This window comes from Pseudomonas sp. LB3P14, assembly GCF_054898045.1.
In genome coordinates, this window is the sequence record NZ_CM142714.1 from 7,194,057 (window position 1) to 7,212,493 (window position 18,437).

General features: G+C 61.6%; 22 protein-coding genes and 1 pseudogene. 21 read left to right on the forward strand and 2 right to left on the reverse strand.

What is annotated here, in order from left to right:
- Positions 1 to 10 precede the first annotated feature (10 nt).
- The 21 genes from ACYZT5_RS33040 to phnP all read left to right on the forward strand — a co-directional run bounded on the left by ACYZT5_RS33040 (position 11) and on the right by phnP (position 17,602).
- Positions 11 to 766, forward strand: coding sequence for a heme ABC transporter permease (locus ACYZT5_RS33040; RefSeq protein ID WP_007946756.1), 756 nt, complete (start codon positions 11 to 13; stop codon positions 764 to 766).
- Positions 763 to 939 (forward strand): heme exporter protein CcmD, encoded by a 177-nt coding sequence (gene ccmD, locus ACYZT5_RS33045; protein ID WP_008145547.1) that lies wholly within the window; start codon positions 763 to 765, stop codon positions 937 to 939. The genes ACYZT5_RS33040 and ccmD overlap by 4 nt, the downstream gene beginning before the upstream one ends.
- Entirely contained in the window at positions 936 to 1,391 is a 456-nt protein-coding gene (gene ccmE, locus ACYZT5_RS33050; RefSeq protein WP_462049021.1) for a cytochrome c maturation protein CcmE, read from the forward strand. Before ccmD ends, ccmE begins: the two co-directional genes overlap by 4 nt.
- A gap of 3 nt (positions 1,392 to 1,394) precedes the next feature.
- Positions 1,395 to 3,383, forward strand: coding sequence for a heme lyase CcmF/NrfE family subunit (locus tag ACYZT5_RS33055; RefSeq protein ID WP_462049022.1), 1,989 nt, complete (start codon positions 1,395 to 1,397; stop codon positions 3,381 to 3,383).
- The gene (locus ACYZT5_RS33060) at positions 3,380 to 3,916 is read left to right on the forward strand and encodes a DsbE family thiol:disulfide interchange protein (protein ID WP_462049023.1); all 537 of its coding nucleotides are present in this window, start codon (positions 3,380 to 3,382) and stop codon (positions 3,914 to 3,916) included. The genes ACYZT5_RS33055 and ACYZT5_RS33060 overlap by 4 nt, the downstream gene beginning before the upstream one ends.
- Positions 3,913 to 4,383, forward strand: coding sequence for a cytochrome c-type biogenesis protein (locus ACYZT5_RS33065; protein WP_462049024.1), 471 nt, complete (start codon positions 3,913 to 3,915; stop codon positions 4,381 to 4,383). The genes ACYZT5_RS33060 and ACYZT5_RS33065 overlap by 4 nt, the downstream gene beginning before the upstream one ends.
- Complete coding sequence (gene ccmI, locus ACYZT5_RS33070) at positions 4,380 to 5,582, forward strand: c-type cytochrome biogenesis protein CcmI (protein ID WP_462049025.1); 1,203 nt, start codon at positions 4,380 to 4,382, stop codon at positions 5,580 to 5,582. The genes ACYZT5_RS33065 and ccmI overlap by 4 nt, the downstream gene beginning before the upstream one ends.
- A gap of 11 nt (positions 5,583 to 5,593) precedes the next feature.
- Positions 5,594 to 5,998, forward strand: coding sequence for a hypothetical protein (locus tag ACYZT5_RS33075; RefSeq protein ID WP_462049026.1), 405 nt, complete (start codon positions 5,594 to 5,596; stop codon positions 5,996 to 5,998).
- A gap of 1,016 nt (positions 5,999 to 7,014) precedes the next feature.
- Positions 7,015 to 7,848 (forward strand): phosphonate ABC transporter ATP-binding protein, encoded by an 834-nt coding sequence (gene phnC / locus ACYZT5_RS33080; protein ID WP_462049027.1) that lies wholly within the window; start codon positions 7,015 to 7,017, stop codon positions 7,846 to 7,848.
- 43 nt (positions 7,849 to 7,891) lie between these two features.
- Positions 7,892 to 8,908, forward strand: coding sequence for a phosphonate ABC transporter substrate-binding protein (gene phnD, locus ACYZT5_RS33085; protein WP_462049028.1), 1,017 nt, complete (start codon positions 7,892 to 7,894; stop codon positions 8,906 to 8,908).
- A gap of 170 nt (positions 8,909 to 9,078) precedes the next feature.
- The gene (phnE, locus tag ACYZT5_RS33090; protein WP_462049029.1) at positions 9,079 to 9,861 is read left to right on the forward strand and encodes a phosphonate ABC transporter, permease protein PhnE; all 783 of its coding nucleotides are present in this window, start codon (positions 9,079 to 9,081) and stop codon (positions 9,859 to 9,861) included.
- Positions 9,862 to 9,898: 37 nt separating this feature from the next.
- Entirely contained in the window at positions 9,899 to 10,603 is a 705-nt protein-coding gene (phnF, locus tag ACYZT5_RS33095; RefSeq protein WP_462049030.1) for a phosphonate metabolism transcriptional regulator PhnF, read from the forward strand.
- Between the two features lie 14 nt (positions 10,604 to 10,617).
- The gene (gene phnG / locus ACYZT5_RS33100; RefSeq protein ID WP_462049031.1) at positions 10,618 to 11,064 is read left to right on the forward strand and encodes a phosphonate C-P lyase system protein PhnG; all 447 of its coding nucleotides are present in this window, start codon (positions 10,618 to 10,620) and stop codon (positions 11,062 to 11,064) included.
- Entirely contained in the window at positions 11,064 to 11,663 is a 600-nt protein-coding gene (gene phnH / locus ACYZT5_RS33105; RefSeq protein ID WP_462049032.1) for a phosphonate C-P lyase system protein PhnH, read from the forward strand. The genes phnG and phnH overlap by 1 nt, the downstream gene beginning before the upstream one ends.
- A complete protein-coding gene (locus tag ACYZT5_RS33110; protein WP_462049033.1) occupies positions 11,663 to 12,739 on the forward strand; it encodes a carbon-phosphorus lyase complex subunit in 1,077 nt (358 codons plus the stop codon). Before phnH ends, ACYZT5_RS33110 begins: the two co-directional genes overlap by 1 nt.
- Positions 12,732 to 13,604 (forward strand): alpha-D-ribose 1-methylphosphonate 5-phosphate C-P-lyase PhnJ, encoded by an 873-nt coding sequence (locus tag ACYZT5_RS33115; RefSeq protein WP_462049034.1) that lies wholly within the window; start codon positions 12,732 to 12,734, stop codon positions 13,602 to 13,604. The genes ACYZT5_RS33110 and ACYZT5_RS33115 overlap by 8 nt, the downstream gene beginning before the upstream one ends.
- A complete protein-coding gene (gene phnK, locus ACYZT5_RS33120) occupies positions 13,601 to 14,410 on the forward strand; it encodes a phosphonate C-P lyase system protein PhnK (RefSeq protein ID WP_462049035.1) in 810 nt (269 codons plus the stop codon). Before ACYZT5_RS33115 ends, phnK begins: the two co-directional genes overlap by 4 nt.
- A 28-nt stretch (positions 14,411 to 14,438) precedes the next feature.
- On the forward strand, positions 14,439 to 15,158 hold the full coding sequence (phnL, locus tag ACYZT5_RS33125; protein WP_462049036.1) for a phosphonate C-P lyase system protein PhnL: 720 nt from the start codon (positions 14,439 to 14,441) through the stop codon (positions 15,156 to 15,158).
- A complete protein-coding gene (locus tag ACYZT5_RS33130) occupies positions 15,148 to 16,293 on the forward strand; it encodes an alpha-D-ribose 1-methylphosphonate 5-triphosphate diphosphatase (protein ID WP_462049037.1) in 1,146 nt (381 codons plus the stop codon). Before phnL ends, ACYZT5_RS33130 begins: the two co-directional genes overlap by 11 nt.
- On the forward strand, positions 16,293 to 16,862 hold the full coding sequence (gene phnN / locus ACYZT5_RS33135; RefSeq protein ID WP_462049038.1) for a phosphonate metabolism protein/1,5-bisphosphokinase (PRPP-forming) PhnN: 570 nt from the start codon (positions 16,293 to 16,295) through the stop codon (positions 16,860 to 16,862). The genes ACYZT5_RS33130 and phnN overlap by 1 nt, the downstream gene beginning before the upstream one ends.
- Positions 16,853 to 17,602 (forward strand): phosphonate metabolism protein PhnP, encoded by a 750-nt coding sequence (phnP, locus tag ACYZT5_RS33140; RefSeq protein WP_462052347.1) that lies wholly within the window; start codon positions 16,853 to 16,855, stop codon positions 17,600 to 17,602. Before phnN ends, phnP begins: the two co-directional genes overlap by 10 nt.
- A 32-nt stretch (positions 17,603 to 17,634) precedes the next feature.
- On the opposite strand, the pseudogene ACYZT5_RS33145 reads toward phnP, so the two are convergent.
- Both ACYZT5_RS33145 and ACYZT5_RS33150 read right to left on the reverse strand, forming a co-directional pair.
- A pseudogene (locus ACYZT5_RS33145) lies at positions 17,635 to 17,937 on the reverse strand (PIN domain-containing protein); the annotation flags it as partial.
- Entirely contained in the window at positions 17,934 to 18,401 is a 468-nt protein-coding gene (locus ACYZT5_RS33150) for a helix-turn-helix domain-containing protein (protein WP_462052348.1), read from the reverse strand. The pseudogene ACYZT5_RS33145 and the gene ACYZT5_RS33150, both read right to left, overlap by 4 nt.
- Positions 18,402 to 18,437: the final 36 nt, after the last annotated feature.

Sequence of the window (18,437 nt, forward strand, 5' to 3'; positions counted from 1 at the left end):
GGAAACAGTAATGAACTGGACTTGGTTTCATAAGCTCGGCTCGCCCAAATGGTTTTACGGCATCAGTGGCAAACTGCTGCCGTGGCTGAGCGTCGCGGCGTTGCTGCTGATTGGCGTTGGCGTAGTGTGGGGCCTGGCCTTCGCGCCGCCGGACTACCAGCAAGGCAACAGCTTTCGCATCATCTATATCCACGTTCCAGCTGCCATGCTGGCGCAGTCCTGCTACGTGATGCTGGCCGTGTGCGGCATCGTCGGGCTGGTGTGGAAGATGAAGCTGGCCGACGTCGCCCTGCAATGCGCGGCGCCCATCGGTGCCTGGATGACCGCCGTGGCGCTGGTCACCGGGGCGATCTGGGGCAAACCGACCTGGGGTTCGTGGTGGGTCTGGGATGCACGACTAACGTCCATGCTTATTCTGCTGTTTCTGTACTTCGGTCTCATTGCGCTGGGCAACGCCATCAGCAATCGTGACAGTGCCGCCAAGGCCTGTGCGGTATTGGCGATTGTCGGCGTGATCAATATCCCGATCATCAAATACTCGGTGGAGTGGTGGAACACCCTGCACCAGGGCGCGACGTTCACCCTCACCGAAAAACCGGCGATGCCGGCCGAAATGTGGCTGCCACTGCTGCTGACGGTGCTGGGTTTCTACTGTTTCTTTGGCGCGGTGCTGCTTCTGCGCATGCGCCTTGAAGTGCTCAAGCGCGAAGCCCGCGCCAGTTGGGTCAAGGCCGAAGTGCAGAACAGTCTGGAGGCCGCGCGATGAGTTTTGCTTCATTTGGCGACTTCCTCGCCATGGGCCATCATGCCCTGTATGTCTGGTCAGCCTATGGCATCTGCCTGGCGGTGCTGGCCCTCAACGTGGCGGCGCCGATCCTGGCCCGCAAGCGGTATCTGCAACAAGAGGCGCGTCGTCTGCGCCGGGAGAACGGCAAGTGAATCCGCTGCGCAAAAAGCGTCTTACCATCATTCTCGCGATCCTGGTCGGTGTCGGCGCTGCTGTCGGCCTGGCCCTGAGCGCCCTGCAGCAGAACATCAATCTGTTTTACACCCCGACCCAGATCGCCAACGGCGAAGCCCCGCAAGACACACGTATCCGCGCGGGCGGCATGGTCGAAAAAGGTTCGCTGCAACGTTCCGGCGATTCGCTGGACGTGAAATTCATCGTCACCGACTTCAACAAATCCGTGACCATCAGCTACCGCGGCATCCTTCCGGACCTGTTCCGCGAAGGGCAGGGCATTGTTGCCCTGGGCAAGCTCAACACCGAGGGCGTGGTGGTGGCCGACGAAGTGCTGGCCAAGCACGATGAAAAGTACATGCCGCCGGAAGTGACCAAGGCTTTGAAAGACAGCGGTCAATCTGCCCCAACGCCCGCGAAGGAGGGTTGATCGATGACGTCCGGACTCTATATTCCTGAACTCGGCCATCTGGCCATGATTCTGGCGCTGTGTTTCGCGCTGGTTCAGGCCATCGTGCCGTTGCTCGGCGCCTGGCGCGGTGACCGCTTGTGGATGAGCCTGGCCCAACCGGCCGCCTGGGGGCAGTTCGCGTTTCTGCTGTTCGCCTTCGGTTGCCTGACTTACGCCTTCATGGCCGACGATTTCTCCGTCGCCTACGTCGCCAGTAACTCCAACAGCGCCTTGCCGTGGTACTACAAGTTCAGCGCGGTGTGGGGCGCTCACGAAGGGTCGTTGCTGCTCTGGGCGTTGATCCTCGGCGGCTGGACCTTCGCGGTATCGGTGTTCTCCCGACAATTGCCGCAAGTGATGCTCGCTCGCGTGCTGGCGGTGATGGGCATGATCAGCACCGGTTTCCTGCTGTTCCTGATCCTCACGTCCAACCCGTTCAAGCGCATCCTGCCGCAAGTGCCCAGCGATGGCGCCGACCTTAATCCGTTGCTACAAGACATCGGTCTGATCGTTCACCCGCCGATGCTTTACATGGGTTACGTCGGTTTCTCGGTGGCATTCGCCTTCGCCATTGCGGCACTGCTGGGCGGTCGTCTTGATGCCGCTTGGGCGCGCTGGTCCCGTCCGTGGACCATCGTCGCCTGGGCCTTCCTCGGCATCGGTATCACCCTCGGTTCGTGGTGGGCCTACTACGAACTCGGCTGGGGTGGCTGGTGGTTCTGGGATCCGGTGGAAAACGCCTCCTTCATGCCATGGCTGGTGGGCACGGCGCTGATTCACTCGTTGGCGGTCACGGAAAAACGTGGCGTGTTCAAGAGCTGGACCGTGTTGCTGGCCATCGCAGCGTTCTCGTTAAGCTTGCTGGGGACCTTCCTCGTGCGTTCCGGCGTGCTGACGTCGGTTCACGCGTTTGCGTCCGACCCTGAGCGCGGCGTGTTCATCCTGATCTTCCTGCTGTTTGTGGTCGGTGGTTCGCTGACGCTGTTCGCCCTGCGCGCGCCAGTGGTGAAGAGCCACGTCGGCTTCAGCCTCTGGTCCCGGGAAACCCTGCTGCTGGGTAACAACCTGGTGCTGGTGGTGGCGGCTTCGATGATCCTGCTGGGAACGTTGTATCCGCTGATTCTCGATGCGATGACCGGCGCCAAGCTGTCGGTCGGCCCGCCGTACTTCAACGCGCTGTTCATTCCGTTGATGGCATTGCTGATGGTGGTGATGGCGGTCGGAATGCTGGTGCGCTGGAAGGACACCCCGGTCAAATGGCTGTTCAACATGCTGACCCCGGTGTTGCTCGGCAGCGCCGCGCTGGCGGTGGTGGCTGGCGTCGCTTACGGCGATTTCAACTGGGCGGTGATCGCGACCTTCATGCTCGCGGCCTGGGTGTTGCTGGCCGGCGTGCGTGACATCTTCGACAAGACTCGCCACAAAGGCCTGATCAAAGGCCTGCCGACCCTGACCCGCAGTTATTGGGGCATGCAGGTCGCTCACCTCGGCATCGCCGTGTGTGCCCTCGGTGTCGTGTTGTCGAGCCAGAACAGTGCCGAGCGCGACTTGCGCCTGGCGCCGGGCGAGTCCATGGACCTGGCCGGTTATCACTTCGTATTCGAAGGCGCCAAGCACTTCGAAGGCCCGAACTTCACCTCCGACAAGGGCACCGTACGGGTGATCCGCGACGGCAAGGAAGTCAGCGTGCTGCACCCGGAAAAACGCCTCTACACCGTGCAGAACTCGGTGATGACCGAAGCCGGGATCGACGCCGGTTTCACCCGTGACCTCTACGTCGCACTTGGCGAACCGTTGGGCGATGGCGCCTGGGCCGTTCGCGTCCACGTCAAACCGTTCGTGCGCTGGATCTGGTTCGGTGGTCTGCTCACTGGTTTGGGCGGGTTGCTGGCGGCGCTGGATCGCCGTTACCGGGTCAAGGTGAAAAGCCGTGTGCGTGAAGCACTGGGCATGACGGGAGCCACGGCATGAGACGTTGGTTGATGCTGTTGCCTCTGGTGATTTTTCTGGTGGTGGCTGTTTTCCTTTACCGCGGTCTGTACCTGGACCCGGCCGAGTTGCCCTCGGCGATGATCGACAAGCCATTCCCGGAGTTTTCCCTGCCGGCCGTGCAGGGCGACAAGACCCTGACCAAGGCCGACATTCTGGGTAAGCCAGCGCTGGTCAATGTCTGGGGCACCTGGTGCATTTCCTGCCGGGTCGAGCACCCGGTGTTGAACAAGCTGGCCGAGAAGGGCGTGGTGATCTACGGCATCAATTACAAGGACGTTAACGCTGACGCCTTGAAGTGGCTGGTGGAATTCCACAATCCGTACCAGTTGGACATCCGTGACGATGAGGGCACTCTGGGCCTGAACCTTGGCGTTTATGGTGCTCCGGAAACCTTCTTTATTGATGCCAAGGGCATCATCCGCGACAAGTTCGTTGGCGTGATCGACGAACAGGTCTGGCGCGAAAAACTGGCGGCCAAGTATCAGGCGCTGGTCGATGAGGCCAAGCCATGAAGCGCTGGATAGCCGCCGCGGTATTGGGTTTGAGCATGGCCGGCGTGGCACACGCGGCCATCGACACCTACGAGTTCGCCAAAGAAAGTGACCGTGAGCGTTTTCGCGAGCTGACCAAAGAGCTGCGTTGCCCCAAGTGTCAGAATCAGGACATCGCCGATTCCAACGCACCGATCGCCGCCGACCTGCGCAAAGAGATTTTTCGCATGCTCGGCGAGGGCAAGGACAATCAACAGATCATCGACTTCATGGTCGACCGCTACGGTGATTTCGTCCGCTACAAACCTGCTCTGAACGCCAAGACTGCTGTGCTCTGGTTCGGCCCTGCCGGCCTGCTGCTGGGCGGTTTTGTGATCATCGCCGTGATCGTCCGCCGTCGTCGCGTGCAACGCACTGACACCAAGGATGAGCTTTCTGCCGAGGAGCGCGAGCGCCTCGACCACCTGTTGGATAAAAACCAAGAATGATTGATTTCTGGCTCGCTGCAGGTCTGCTACTTCTGGTTGCCCTGAGTTTTCTGCTGATCCCCGTTCTGCGTGGCCGTCGCGCCCAGCTTGAAGAGGATCGTACTGCCCTGAACGTCGCGCTTTATCAGGAGCGCGTGGCCGAGTTGCAGACTCAGCAGGAAGAGGGCGTTCTCGATGCCGCGCAAATGGACACCGGCCGCGCCGAAGCGGCCCGTGAATTGCTCGCCGACACCGAAGGCGTCGAGGCGCCGCGCGTGTCCCGTCTGGGCAAACCGTTGCCCTTGCTGGCGGCGATTCTGGTACCGGTGCTGGGTCTTGGCCTGTACCTGCATTTTGGCGCCAGCGACAAGGTCGAACTGACCCGCGAATTCGCCCAGGCGCCACAGTCGATGGAAGAGATGACCCGACGCCTGGAGCGCGCGGTCGCCGCTCAACCGGATTCGGCCGAGGGCTTGTACTTCCTGGGTCGTACTTACATGGCCCAGGACCGTGCTGGCGATGCGGCGAAGATCTTCGAGCGCACGGTGAACCTGGCCGGTCGTCAGCCGGAACTGTTGGGCCAATGGGCTCAGGCCCAGTACTTCGCCGACGGCAAGAAGTGGTCGGACAAGGTTCAGGCCCTGACCGATGAAGCCCTGAAAGTTGATCCGAAAGAAGTCACCAGCCTTGGCTTGCTCGGTATTGCTGCCTTTGAAAGCCAGCGTTATCAGGACGCCATCGACTACTGGAATCGCCTGCTGGTGCAACTGCCGCCAGAAGACAATTCCCGCGCCGCGCTGCAAGGTGGCATCACTCGGGCTACCGAAAAACTCGAAGCCAACGGCGGCAAAGTTGCACAGCCGCCAGCCGCCAAGGTTGCGGCGCTGCTCAAGGTGCGTGTGGATCTGGCGCCAGAGCTGAAAGCCAAGGTCCAGCCAGGCGACAGCGTATTCATCTTCGCCCGCGCCACCTCAGGCCCACCGGCACCACTGGCCGCCAAGCGCCTGACCGTGGCCGACTTGCCAGCGACCGTCGAGCTGGGCGACGCCGATGCAATGATGCCGCAGTTGAAACTGTCGAACTTCCCTGAAGTCCAACTGGTTGCGCGCATCTCCCGCGCCGGCCAACCGACTGCCGGCGAATGGATCGGTCGCAGCCAGCCTCTGGCCAGCAGCACCACCGCGCCGCAACAATTGACCATCGACAGCCCGGATAAATAGGACACGCCACCATGACCGTCATCGCTCGCATCACCCTGCTCAGTCTGGTTTTGGGGTTAAGCGCTTGTGCGGTCCAGCGACCCGAGCCGACGTCGCTGCCGCCGATCCCACCCTCGCAGCCCAGACCCACGCCGTCTACGGCACCCACGCCGGGCAAACCGAGCATTCCGGCCAAGCCCGCCAAACCGCTGCCACGTACCTCCGCCAGCTTCGCGCCGCCACCAGGTGGCAACAGCCATTGGGACCCGAAGCTCGGTGTTTATGTGCTGGATGACCAGACCAACACCTTTTATCGCCAGCGTACTTACTATCGCTGGGATAACGGCTGGAGCCGGTCGATCAGTCCGAACGGGCCATGGGAAGACACGGACATCCATGGCGTGCCGGGTGGGTTGGGACGGCAATTCGGGCAGTAACGCAAAAGGCGACTTTCGGGGTCGCCTTTTTTTTGGGCGCAGAAAAAGAGACGGGACCACCACTGAACCTTGTGGGAGCGAGCCTGCTCGCGAAGGCTGTGGGTCAGGTGGCGAGTTTTTTGATGGTGTACATATCCGTTGCTGCTGTTACGGCTGCTATTGGTTCCGCTTTTACAGCGGGTCACTTGGAAAAGCGCCAAGTAACCAAACGCTCTTGCCCCTGACGTACGGTGCCTTGCCTAGGCTCGGCATGCCCTCGCTCCGGTCCTGCTCCGTGGGCCCGCCGCCATCGGCCATCCATGGCCGGGGGCGGCTACCGCGGCATCCTTGCCGCGGTGCCCACTACGCAGAACCTCCACTCGGCCTCCCGACGGGGCAGATCAAGATCAAAAGCAAAGCAACGGCTACGGCAACAGCAACAGCAACAGCGAGATCAACAGCTTCGCGAGCAGGCTCGCTCCCACAGTGGATCGGCGTACATCTTTTGCTTCTCACCACTCAACAGGCCGAGCGTTAGCTCGCCTGCAGCTTTTGATCTTGACGCACCGCCCCATCGAGAGGCCGAGTGGAGGTTCTGCGCAGTGGGCAACCCGGCATGGATGCCGGGTTAGCCGCCCCCGGCCATGGATGGCCGATGGCGGCGGGCCCACGGAGCAGGACCGGAGCGAGGGCACCCTGAGCCTAGGCGAAGGGCCGAACGAAAGGGGTAGAAGCGCTTTGGTTACTTTCGCGCTTTTCGAAAGTGACTCGCTGTAAAAGCGAAACCGTCAGCCGCCGTTACCGCAGAAACGGATATGTCCCCCATCAAAACCTATGTTGCCCGACACACCGCTTTCGCGAGCAGGCTCGCTCCCACAGGTTCAGCGGTAACCCCACCTGCTCAACCTTTCACAAAACCTTCATCAAATAGTTATTCCAGCGACTTGTGCAAGTCATAGGGCTGACACAGCCAGTGCCTAAAGTCGGTTGAACTTCAAAGCGGCCAGGGACGGCTGTTCAACCAGACAGAGAAGCCCATGAACGCAGCTATCCATGTCGATCATCTGAACAAGACCTTTGCGCGCAAAACCGCGCTGGTCGACCTCGAACTCACCATCGCAACCGGTGAGATGGTCGCGCTGATTGGCGCTTCCGGCTCCGGCAAATCCACCTTGCTGCGGCACCTCGCGGGCCTGGCCTGTTGCGATCGCAACAACGGCGGCAGCGTCAAGGTGCTGGGGCGGGAGGTGCAGGCGTCCGGGCGGCTGAACGGTAAGGTTCGTCGCTTGCGCGCCGACATCGGTTACATCTTCCAGCAGTTCAACCTGGTCAACCGCCTGAGCGTGCTCGATAACGTGCTGCTCGGTTGCCTGGGGCGCATGCCACGCTGGCGCGGCAATTTGAGCCTGTTCAATGCCGAGGAAAAGCAATTTGCCCTCGAGTCTCTGGACCGTGTCGGCCTGGTCGATCTGGCGGCGCAGCGCGCATCCACCTTGTCCGGTGGCCAACAACAGCGCGTGGCGATTGCCCGGGCGCTGACCCAACGCGCCGAGGTCATTCTGGCCGATGAACCGATCGCCTCCCTGGACCCGGAATCGGCGCGCAAGGTCATGGAAATCCTCGCCGACATCAACCGCCGCGACGGCAAGACCGTGGTAGTGACCCTGCATCAAGTCGATTACGCCACGCGCTATTGCCCCCGTGCGGTGGCGCTCAAGGGCGGTCGGATTCATTTCGACGGCCTCGCCGCCGACCTGAGCAGTCAGTTCCTCAATGATTTGTACGGTGCCGACATCGACACCAGCCTGATGTTTTCCGACCAGACCCGCCACCCCGAACCCGCGCCCCGGTTGGTGCTGGCTCGCGTGTGAATACCTCCACTTCCTCAACTACGCACCCTCAGGAATCCTTTCCATGTTGAACCGTATCGGTCGCGTTATTGCTGGTGCAACCCTACTAGCAAGCTGTGTGCTGGGCACCGCCCAGGCTGAAGAAAAAGCCATCAACTTCGGCATCATGTCCACCGAGTCTTCGCAGAACCTGAAGAGTATCTGGCAGCCGTTTCTTGACGATATGCAGAAGAAAACCGGCCTGAAGATCAACGCCACCTTCGCCTCCGACTATGCCGGCCTGATCCAGGGCATGCGCTTCAACAAGGTCGACGTCGCCTGGCTGGGCAACAAGGCCGCCATGGAAGCGGTGGACCGTTCCAACGGCGAGATCTTCGCCCAGACCGCTGCCGCCAACGGTGCCGCCGGGTACTGGAGCGTGCTGATCGTGCGCAAGGACAGCCCGATCAACTCCGTCGACGACATGCTGAAAAACGCGAAGAACCTGACCTTCGGCAACGGCGACCCGAACTCCACCTCGGGTTATCTGGTGCCGGGCTACTACGTGTTCGCGAAGAACCACGTCGATGCAGCCACCGCGTTCAAGCGCACCCTCAACTCCAGCCATGAGGTCAACGCCTTGAGCGTGGCCAAGGGGCAACTGGATGTGGCGACCTTCAACACCGAAAGCTGGGATCGTTTGGAAGTCACCCAGCCGGACAAGGCTGCGCTGCTCAAGGTGATCTGGAAGTCGCCGCTGATCCCCGCCGACCCGTTGGTATGGAGCAAGGCCCTGAGCGACAGCGAGAAGACCAAGATCCGCGATTTCATCTTCAGCTATGGCGATACCGACTCCGAGAAAGCGGTACTCAAAGGCATGCAGCTGGGCAAGTTCCTGAAGTCCAGCGACGACCAGTTGCTGCCGATCCGTCAGCTCGAACTGTTCAAGCAGCGCACTACCATCAGTGCCGACACCAAGCTTGAGGCCGCGGACAAGGCCAAGCGTCTGGCCGAAATCGATGCCGAGCTGGCCAAGTTGCAAGAGCGCCTGACCCTGCTCGAAAAGACCAGCGACAAGAAGAGCGCGGCCAACGCCGGTTGATTCACCGCGGGGCAACTGTGGGAGCGAGCCTGCTCGCGAAGATGGCGGCACATGCACCATCGATGTCGACTGACACACCGATATCGCGAGCAGGCTCGCTCCCACAGTTTTTTGCTCAAGGCATTACTCATGTGCCGCGCCTCGTCAAACCGCTTTTTTAGAGAATCCTTATGACCACTCTGCACGCTGAAGCTGTCGGCAAGCGCACCTGGCCGCAGTACGCCGGTTGGGGCCTGTTCCTGGTCCTGCTGGCCTGGGCCTGGCACGGCGCCGAGATGAATCCGATGGCGCTGTACCGCGACTCCGGAAACATGGCGACCTTCGCCGCTGATTTCTTCCCGCCGGACTTCCACGAATGGCGCGCCTACCTCAAGGAAATGATCGTCACCGTACAAATCGCCCTTTGGGGCACGGTGTTGGCGATTGTCTGCTCGATTCCCCTGGGGATTCTGTGCTCGGAAAACATCACACCCTGGTGGATCCACCAGCCGCTGCGTCGGGTGATGGACGCCTTCCGTTCGATCAACGAAATGGTCTTCGCCATGTTGTTCGTGGTGGCCGTCGGGTTGGGGCCGTTTGCCGGGGTTCTGGCGCTGTGGATCAGCACCACCGGTGTACTTGCCAAGCTGTTCGCCGAAGCGGTCGAGGCCATCGACCCGGGCCCGGTTGAAGGTGTTCGCGCCACCGGTGCCAGTGCCTTGCAAGAAGTGATCTACGGGATCATTCCGCAAGTGATGCCGCTGTGGGTGTCGTACGCGCTGTACCGCTTCGAGGCCAACGTGCGTTCGGCGACGGTGGTGGGAATGGTCGGTGCCGGTGGGATCGGGGTGATTCTCTGGGAAAACATCCGCGCCTTCCAGTTTGTGCAGACCTGTGCGGTGCTGCTGGTGATCATCGTGGTGGTGAGCCTGATCGACATCCTGTCGCAACGCCTGCGCAAGCAGTTCATCTGAATTTCGGAGGGGTGCCCGTGGGCGCTTTTTTTTAAGCATGCAGTTGTCTAGACAAGATGAGCCGGTGTACCGCGAATTGGCCGACATCCTGCGCCGTGAGCTGGCGGATTATCAGGCCGGGGACTTCCTGCCGGCGGAAGTGCAGTTGGCCGAGCGTTTCGGGGTCAACCGCCACACCTTGCGCCGCGCCATCGATGAGTTGGTGTTCGAAGGCAGCCTGCTGCGCCGCCAGGGCAAGGGCACTCAGGTGCTGGAGCGGCCGCTGATTTATCCGATGGCCGCCGACAGTGCCTACAGCCAGTCGTTGTCGGCCCAAGGCCTGGGCGTCGAGGCGGTGCTGCTCAAGCGTCGTTATTGCTTCGCCAGCCGTGAAGAGGCGCAACACCTCGGTCTTGCCGAGATGGCGCCGATGATCGAATTGCAGACCTTGCGCAAGCTCGATCACCAACCGGTCAGCCTGATACGCCATCGCTACTGCGCCAGCCACGCGCCGTTGCTGGCGGACTACACCGGCGGCTCCCTGCGTCAGTACTTGAGCGAACGGGACCTGCCGCTGACTCGCACGCTGAGCCTGATTGGCGCCCGTTTGCCCAGCCGCGAAGAAGCCGCGTTGCTGATGATGCCCCGGCACTTGCCGGCGCTGAGTGTGTTCACCCTTTCCCGCGACCGCGACGGCCGTCCGGTGGAGCTGGCCCAGTCCACCAGCCGTTCGGATCGCTTCCAGTACCAGGTCGTCACCTGATGGAGAACTTACCGATGAACCCTGCTCCTTACTCTGCGCGGCAGCACTGGATCGGCGTGCTGGCCCGCGCCCGTCGCAGCGAATTGCAGCCTCTCGAAGCCGCGCTGCGCGACGTCGAGTACCAATTGATCCGCGCCCCGGAAATCGGCATGACCCTGGTCCGTGGCCGCATGGGCGGCAACGGTGCGCCGTTCAACGTCGGCGAAATGAGCGTGACCCGTTGCGTGGTGCGCTTGGCCGATGGCCGTACCGGCTACAGCTACTTGGCGGGTCGCGACAAGGTCCACGCCGAATTGGCGGCCCTGGCCGACGCGCATTTGCAGGGCACGCAACAGCGCCACTGGCTTAATGAAGTGATCACGCCACTGGCCAACGCTCAGGCACAACGTCGGGCGCAGAAAGAGGCGGAAACCGCCGCCACCAAAGTTGAATTTTTCACCCTCGTGCGAGGAGAAAACTGATGAGCGCACCATTGTTGCAACCGGCGTTTACCGACCCGGTGCTTGATGCCCAGCGCAGTTTTCGCGCTGCGCTCAAAGCGCTGGCCGGTCCCGGATTGATCCAGAACTTGCACGCCACCCCAAGCCTGGAAGGGTTGGCGCCAGCCACTTACGCCTTGTGCCTGGCCTTGCTGGATGTCGACACGCCGCTGTGGCTGGCGCCGTCTTTCGATACGCCGGCAATCCGCGCCAACCTGGCGTTCCACTGCGGTTGCCCGCTGACCCCGTATCGGGAAGCCGCGCGTTTTGCCTTGCTGGGCGCCGAAGACCTGCTCGATCTCAGCGGCTTCGACCATGGCAATGACCGTTACCCCGATCAGTCCTGCACCTTGCTGGTTCAGCTGCCGAGCCTCGACGGCGGGGCAGGGCAGGCCTGGCGCGGGCCGGGGATCGAGACTCAGCACCAGGTCAGTCTGCCTCTGACCGACGGTTTCTGGCGCGAGCGTGAACAGCGCAACGAATTTCCCCGAGGGCTGGATCTGTTTTTCGCCGCCGGTCACGACTTTATCGGCCTGCCGCGCAGCACGCGGGTCGCTCGCACAATAGAGGAGTTTGCCTGATGTACGTAGCCGTCAAAGGTGGCGAACAGGCCATCGACAACGCTCACCGTCTGCTGGCGAAAAAGCGCCGGGGCGACACCTCGATCACTGAACTGAGTGTCGAACAGATCCGCCAGCAACTGCCGCTGGCGGTGGCGCGGGTGATGAGCGAAGGCTCGCTGTACGACGAAGAACTGGCCGCACTGGCGATCAAGCAAGCGGCGGGCGACCTGGTCGAGGCGATCTTCCTGCTGCGGGCCTATCGCACCACGCTGCCGCGTTTCAGCCCGAGCCTGCCGATCGACACGTCAGACATGCAGCTCAGCCGACGTTTGTCCGCCACGTTCAAGGACGTGCCGGGCGGGCAGTTGCTGGGGCCAACGTTCGATTACACCCATCGTCTGCTCGACTTTGCGCTGCTCGCCGAAGGCGAATACCCGGGACCGCAAACCACCCCGAACGCCAGCCTCGAACCTTGCCCACGGGTCCTGGGTTTGCTGGCCAAGGAGGGTTTGATCAAGAACGAATCCGACAACGGCGAAACAGTGGCGGACATCACCCGCGACCCTCTGGAACTGCCGGCCAGCCGTGCCCAACGATTACAGGCCCTGGCCCGTGGCGATGAAGGTTTTCTATTGGCGCTGGGTTATTCCACCCAGCGCGGTTACGGCCGCAACCACCCATTCGCTGGAGAAATTCGCATCGGTGAAGTGGAAGTGTGGATCGATCCCGAAGAGCTGGGCTTCCCCATCAATCTGGGCAGCATCGAAGTGACCGAGTGCGAAATGGTCAACCAATTCGTCGGTTCCGCCACCGAGCTGGCGCAGTTCACGCGTGGCTACGGTCTGGCCTTCGGGCACGCCGAGCGCAAAGCCATGGGCATGGCGCTGGTCGACCGCGCACTGCGGGCCGAGGAGTTCAACGAAGAGATCGTGTCCCCGGCGCAACAGGAGGAATTCGTGCTGATGCACTGCGACAACGTCGAGGCCGCCGGTTTTGTCTCGCACCTCAAATTACCTCACTACGTGGATTTCCAGGCCGAACTGGAACTGATCCGCAAACTGCGCAAGCCTGCCGAGGCCAACAGCCATGAATGACCTGACCCAGGCGCCAATCCGCGATGCGGCGTACAACTTCGCCTACCTGGATGAGCAGACCAAACGCATGATCCGCCGCGCCTTGCTCAAGGCCGTGGCGATCCCCGGTTATCAGGTGCCGTTCGGCGGGCGTGAGATGCCGCTGCCTTACGGCTGGGGTACCGGCGGCATGCAATTGACCGCGGCGATTCTCGGTGCTGACGACGTGCTCAAAGTCATCGATCAGGGCGCGGATGACACCACCAACGCCGTGTCGATCCGCCGCTTCTTCGCCCGCACCGCTGGCGTCGCGACCACCGAAAGTACGCCGGATGCGACGGTGATCCAGACCCGGCACCGTATTCCGGAAACGCCGCTGCACGCCGATCAGATCATGGTGTATCAGGTGCCGATCCCCGAGCCGCTGCGCTTTATCGAACCTTCGGAAACCGAGACCCGGACCATGCATGCCCTCAATGATTACGGGGTCATGCACGTCAAGCTCTACGAGGACATCGCCACCTTCGGTCACATCGCCACCAGCTACGCCTACCCGGTGATGGTGGACGAGCGCTACGTGATGGACCCGTCGCCGATCCCCAAATTCGATAACCCGAAACTCGACATGAGCCCGGCGCTGATGCTGTTCGGCGCGGGTCGTGAAAAGCGTCTGTATGCCGTGCCGCCGTACACAAAAGTCACCAGTCTCGACTTTGAGGATCACCCCTTCGAAGTGCAGAAGTGGGAGGAGTGCTGCGCCATTTGTGGCAGTCACGATTCCTTCCTCGACGAGCTGATCATCGACGACGCCGGGACCCAGAGTTTCGTGTGTTCCGACACCTATTACTGCGCCCAGCGCGTCAGCCAGCAGGAGCAAGGCCAATGAATCAGGCGCTGAAAAACCAACCGTCCGCCGCCACTGTCGAGCCCTTGCTGCGAGTGCGCGACCTGTCGTTGTTGTACGGCTTGGAGAAGGGTTGCCAGGGCGTCAGTTTTGACCTGTATCCCGGTGAGGTGCTGGGTATTGTCGGCGAGTCCGGTTCGGGCAAATCGACCTTGCTCTCGTTGCTCAGCGGCCGCCTGCCGCCCCAGCGCGGCAGCATTGGTTACCGCGACAAACAGGGTCAATGGCTCGACCTGTACAGCGCCAGCGAAGCCGAGCGCCGGACCTTGCTACGCACCGAGTGGGGTTTTGTCGAACAGAATCCTCGCGACGGTTTGCGCATGGGCGTTTCGGCCGGCGCCAACATCGGCGAGCGCCTGATGGCCCAAGGTGTGCGCAATTACCAGCAACTGCGCGGGGCGGGGATCGACTGGTTGAGCCAGGTGGAAATCGACCCGCTGCGCATCGACGACTTGCCCCGGACCTTCTCCGGCGGCATGCAACAGCGGCTGCAAATCGCCCGCAATCTGGTGTCGAGCCCGCGGCTGGTGTTCATGGACGAACCGACGGGTGGACTCGATGTGTCGGTGCAGGCGCGGTTGCTCGACCTGTTGCGTGGGTTGGTGCGCGAGCTGGACCTGGCGGTGGTCATCGTTACGCACGACCTGGCGGTGGCGCGTCTGCTGGCCGATCGGCTGATGGTGATGCGCCGCTCGCGGGTGGTGGAAACCGGCCTGACCGACCAGATCCTTGACGATCCGCAGCACCCTTACTCGCAACTGCTGGTGTCTTCGGTGTTGCAGCCGTGAAGTCCCGTTTATCTGTGGAATCCGAGCGATGAATACCTTGATCGAGGTCCGTGACCTCTCGAAAACCTTCACCCTGCATCAACAGCACGGCGTGGTCCTGAACGTGCTGCGTGGGGTGGATTTCAGCGTGGCGGGCGGTGAATGCCTGGTGCTGCATGGTCAGTCCGGTGCCGGTAAAAGCACCTTGCTGCGCACGCTGTATGGCAATTACCTGCCAGCCGGCGGCAGCATCCGCGTACAGCATGACGGCCACTGGCTGGAGCTGGTGGGCGCCGAGCCGCGAGACATTCTGCAGGTGCGTCAGCAAACCCTGGGTTATGTCAGTCAGTTCCTGCGGGTGATCCCGCGAGTGGCGTGCCTGGACGTGGTGATGGAGCCGGCCCTTGCCCGAGGCTGGTCAAAACACCTGGCGCAATCGCGCGCCGAGCTGTTGCTCAGCCGCTTGAACATTCCACAACGCCTTTGGCAATTGGCACCCGGCACCTTCTCCGGTGGCGAGCAACAACGGGTCAACATCGCCCGCGGCTTTATGGTGCCCTGGCCGGTGATGCTGCTCGACGAACCGACGGCCTCCCTGGACGACACCAATCGCCAGGTGGTGCTGGAGCTGATGAACGAAGCGAAAGCGGCAGGCGCCGCACTGATCGGCATCTTCCACGACCGCACCGCTCGCGAGGCGGTTGCCGATCGCCATCTCGACATGACCCCAGCCGCTGTGAACCACGAGGAATACGCCGATGTCCGCTGAACAGATCCTCAGCAATGCCCGCCTGGTCACCGCTGACCGTGTGTTCCTCGGCACTCTCGTGCTGCGCGACGGGTTGATCGCCGAAGTCGCCGAAGGCCTGAGCCGACTGCCCCAGGCCCAAGACCTCAACGGTGATTTCCTGTTGCCCGGTCTGGTGGAGTTGCACACCGACAACCTGGAAAAGCACATGACCCCGCGCCCCGGCGTGGACTGGCCCTCGACCTCGGCGGTGCTCAGTCACGATGCGCAGATCATCGCGGCTGGCATCACCACGGTGTTCGATGCCGTGTCCATCGGCGATGTGAACCCCAAAGGCAATCGCATGCAGAAATTGCCGGCGATGCTTGAGGCGATCTCCAGCGCCTCCGACGCCGGGCTGACGCGCGCCGAACACCGTCTGCACCTGCGTTGCGAGCTGTGCCACCCGGATACGCTAAGTGTGTTCCGTGACCTGGTGGAGCATCCGCTGGTGCAACTGGTGTCGGTGATGGACCACTCTCCTGGCCAGCGGCAGTTTGTGCTGGAGTCCAAGTACCGTGAGTACTACATGGGCAAGTACCACCTGACGACGACACAGATGGATGAGTTCATCGTCCTGCAAATGGCCAACTCCCGTGAGTACAGCACCCGCTATCGCGCGGCGATTGTCGAGCACTGCCTGGCCCGCGGCCTGTCGGTGGCCAGCCATGACGATGCGACTCTGGCCCATGTCGAGGAGTCGGCACGCTACGGCATGACCATCGCGGAGTTCCCAACCACTCTGGAGGCGGCGCGCGGCTGCCAGCAATTGGGCATGAGTGTGCTGATGGGCGCACCGAACATTGTCCGCGGCGGTTCCCACTCGGGTAATGTGGCCGCTGCTGATCTGGCTGCTGAAGGCTTGCTGGACATACTGTCCAGTGACTACTACCCGGCCAGTCTGCTGCAAGCGGCGTTTGCACTGGCGGCCCAGGCCAATCAGTGCGACTTGGCCGAGGCTGTACGCATGGTCACCCTGGCCCCGGCCAGAGCGGCAGGGCTGAGTGATCGCGGCGAGATTGCTGTCGGTTTGCGAGCGGATCTGGTGCAAGCCAGGAGCCAGGACGGGTTGCCGGTGGTACAACAAGTCTGGCGACAAGCGAAGAGGGTGTTTTGATGGCGGGCAGGTTGATCTATCTCATCGGACCTTCAGGTTCGGGCAAGGACAGCCTGCTGGATGCCGCACGAGCGCGGTTGGCCGAACGCGAATGTCGTATCGTGCGGCGGGTCATCACCCGCTCGGCGGAAGCGGTGGGGGAAGCGGCACAAGGCGTCAGTGCGCAACAGTTCGCCGAGAGGGAGGCTCAGGGCGCGTTTGCCCTGAGCTGGCATGCCAATGGTTTGTCCTATGGGATCCCACGGGAAATCGACGATTGGCTGGCGGCGGGACAGGATGTGCTGGTCAATGGGTCGCGCGGTCATCTGCCGCAGACCCGCTTGCGCTATCCAAACGTGCTCGTGCTGTTGCTGACGGTCGATCAGGCTGTATTGCGCCAGCGCTTGCTGGCACGGGGACGTGAAACGGTCGCCGAGATTGATGATCGGCTGGCACGCAATGGCCGTTTCAGCGACCGCGTGCTCGCCGAACACGATCCGGTGTTGTGTGTGATCGACAACTCCGGGCCGCTGGAGCGCACGGTCGAATGCTTGCTGACCTGCGTCGACGGGCAACCCGTATGCGCCTGACATTACTGGGCACCGGTGACGCCCGACAGGTGCCGGTCTACGGCTGCGAATGCGCGGCCTGCGACCTGGCCCGTAGCGATGAACGCTTGAGACGTCGTCCGTGCAGCGCATTGATCGAGTGTGGCGATCAGCGCTGGTTGATCGACAGCGGCCTGTCCGACCTCACCGAACGCTTCCCGCCCCGCAGCTTCAACGGCATTTTCCAGACCCACTACCACGCCGATCACGCCCAAGGGCTGCTGCATTTGCGTTGGGGTCAGGGGCTGGTGATTCCGGTGCATGGCCCGGTGGACCCGGAAGGCCTGGCCGATCTCTACAAGCATCCGGGGATACTCGATTTCAGCCAGCCTTTCGACGCCTTTGAAACCCGGCAGTTCGGCACGCTCAGCGTCACGGCGTTACCACTGCAACACTCCAAACCGACGCTTGGTTACTTGTTGGAGGGAGAAGGGCGACGAATCGCTTACCTGACCGACACTGTAGGCCTGCCGCCAGCCACTACGGCCCATTTGCAGCGTGAGCCGCTGGATCTGTTGGTGCTCGACTGCTCAATGCCGCCGCAGCCGCAGACACCACGTAATCACAACGATCTGAATCTTGCATTGCGTTGCATTGAGGACTTGCAACCGAAGTTGGCGGTCTTGACGCATGTCGGGCATACGCTGGATGCCTGGTTGCTGGAGCACCGTAGCGAATTGCCGGGGAATGTCAGGGTTGGTTTTGATGGGTATGTGATTTAGCGCTTGGACGCTATGCAGTCATGATCGAACGGCGCAGCAGCAAGGACATGACGGTCATCAACATCGGGCAGCGTCAGCCCCTCAATCAATTCTTCGTAACCGGACACACACGCGTCGGGTAAGGCCTGGTCCATCAGCTCGGATGTGCGATCAAGCTGTTCTACGGTTAGATCCGGGCGATTTTTAAGCAGATTACGTTTCCACTCGTTGTGTATCTCCAACGACCATTTCGCTCTGAAACGCCCGGAGAGCGCGAGCCACATCAGAAAATCTCTCAAGGGAGCGGGGTACAGCACACAGGCGTCATATGCAGCGGTAAAAGAAGATTGCCTCACTCGTATCCTGTCCTTAAGGCTTGTGCCTGCTCGGCGAGAAGCGTCATTGCTTGCTCGCTGGCAGTGTCGCGCCGGTTTTTATAGTCCATTAAATCGGCAAAGCGCACACGTCGGTGCTTGCCGGTTTTGTGGTAGGACAACTCGCCGGACTCCAGCAGTTTGATCAGGTGCGGGCGTGAGACATTGAGTAAATCTGCCGCTTCCTGGGTGGTCAGTTCTGCGTGAACCGGGACCACTTTGACGGCATTGCCCACCGCGAGCTCGGCCAGGATGTCGACCAGCAGCCGGAGGGCCGAGGTGGGCAGTTCGACGCTATGAGCTTCATTTTGCTCGTCGAAAATCTGGATGTGCTGAGTTTCGAATTGAGTGGCGAGATAGGCGGCCAGGGCGCGTTGGCCTTCGATAGCAGCCTGAACTTCGCGCTCCAGGGGTAGATTGATCGGTGGAAGGATGACTGGCGACATGATGGTTTCCGACATTCTGAAAAAACAATGTTGGAA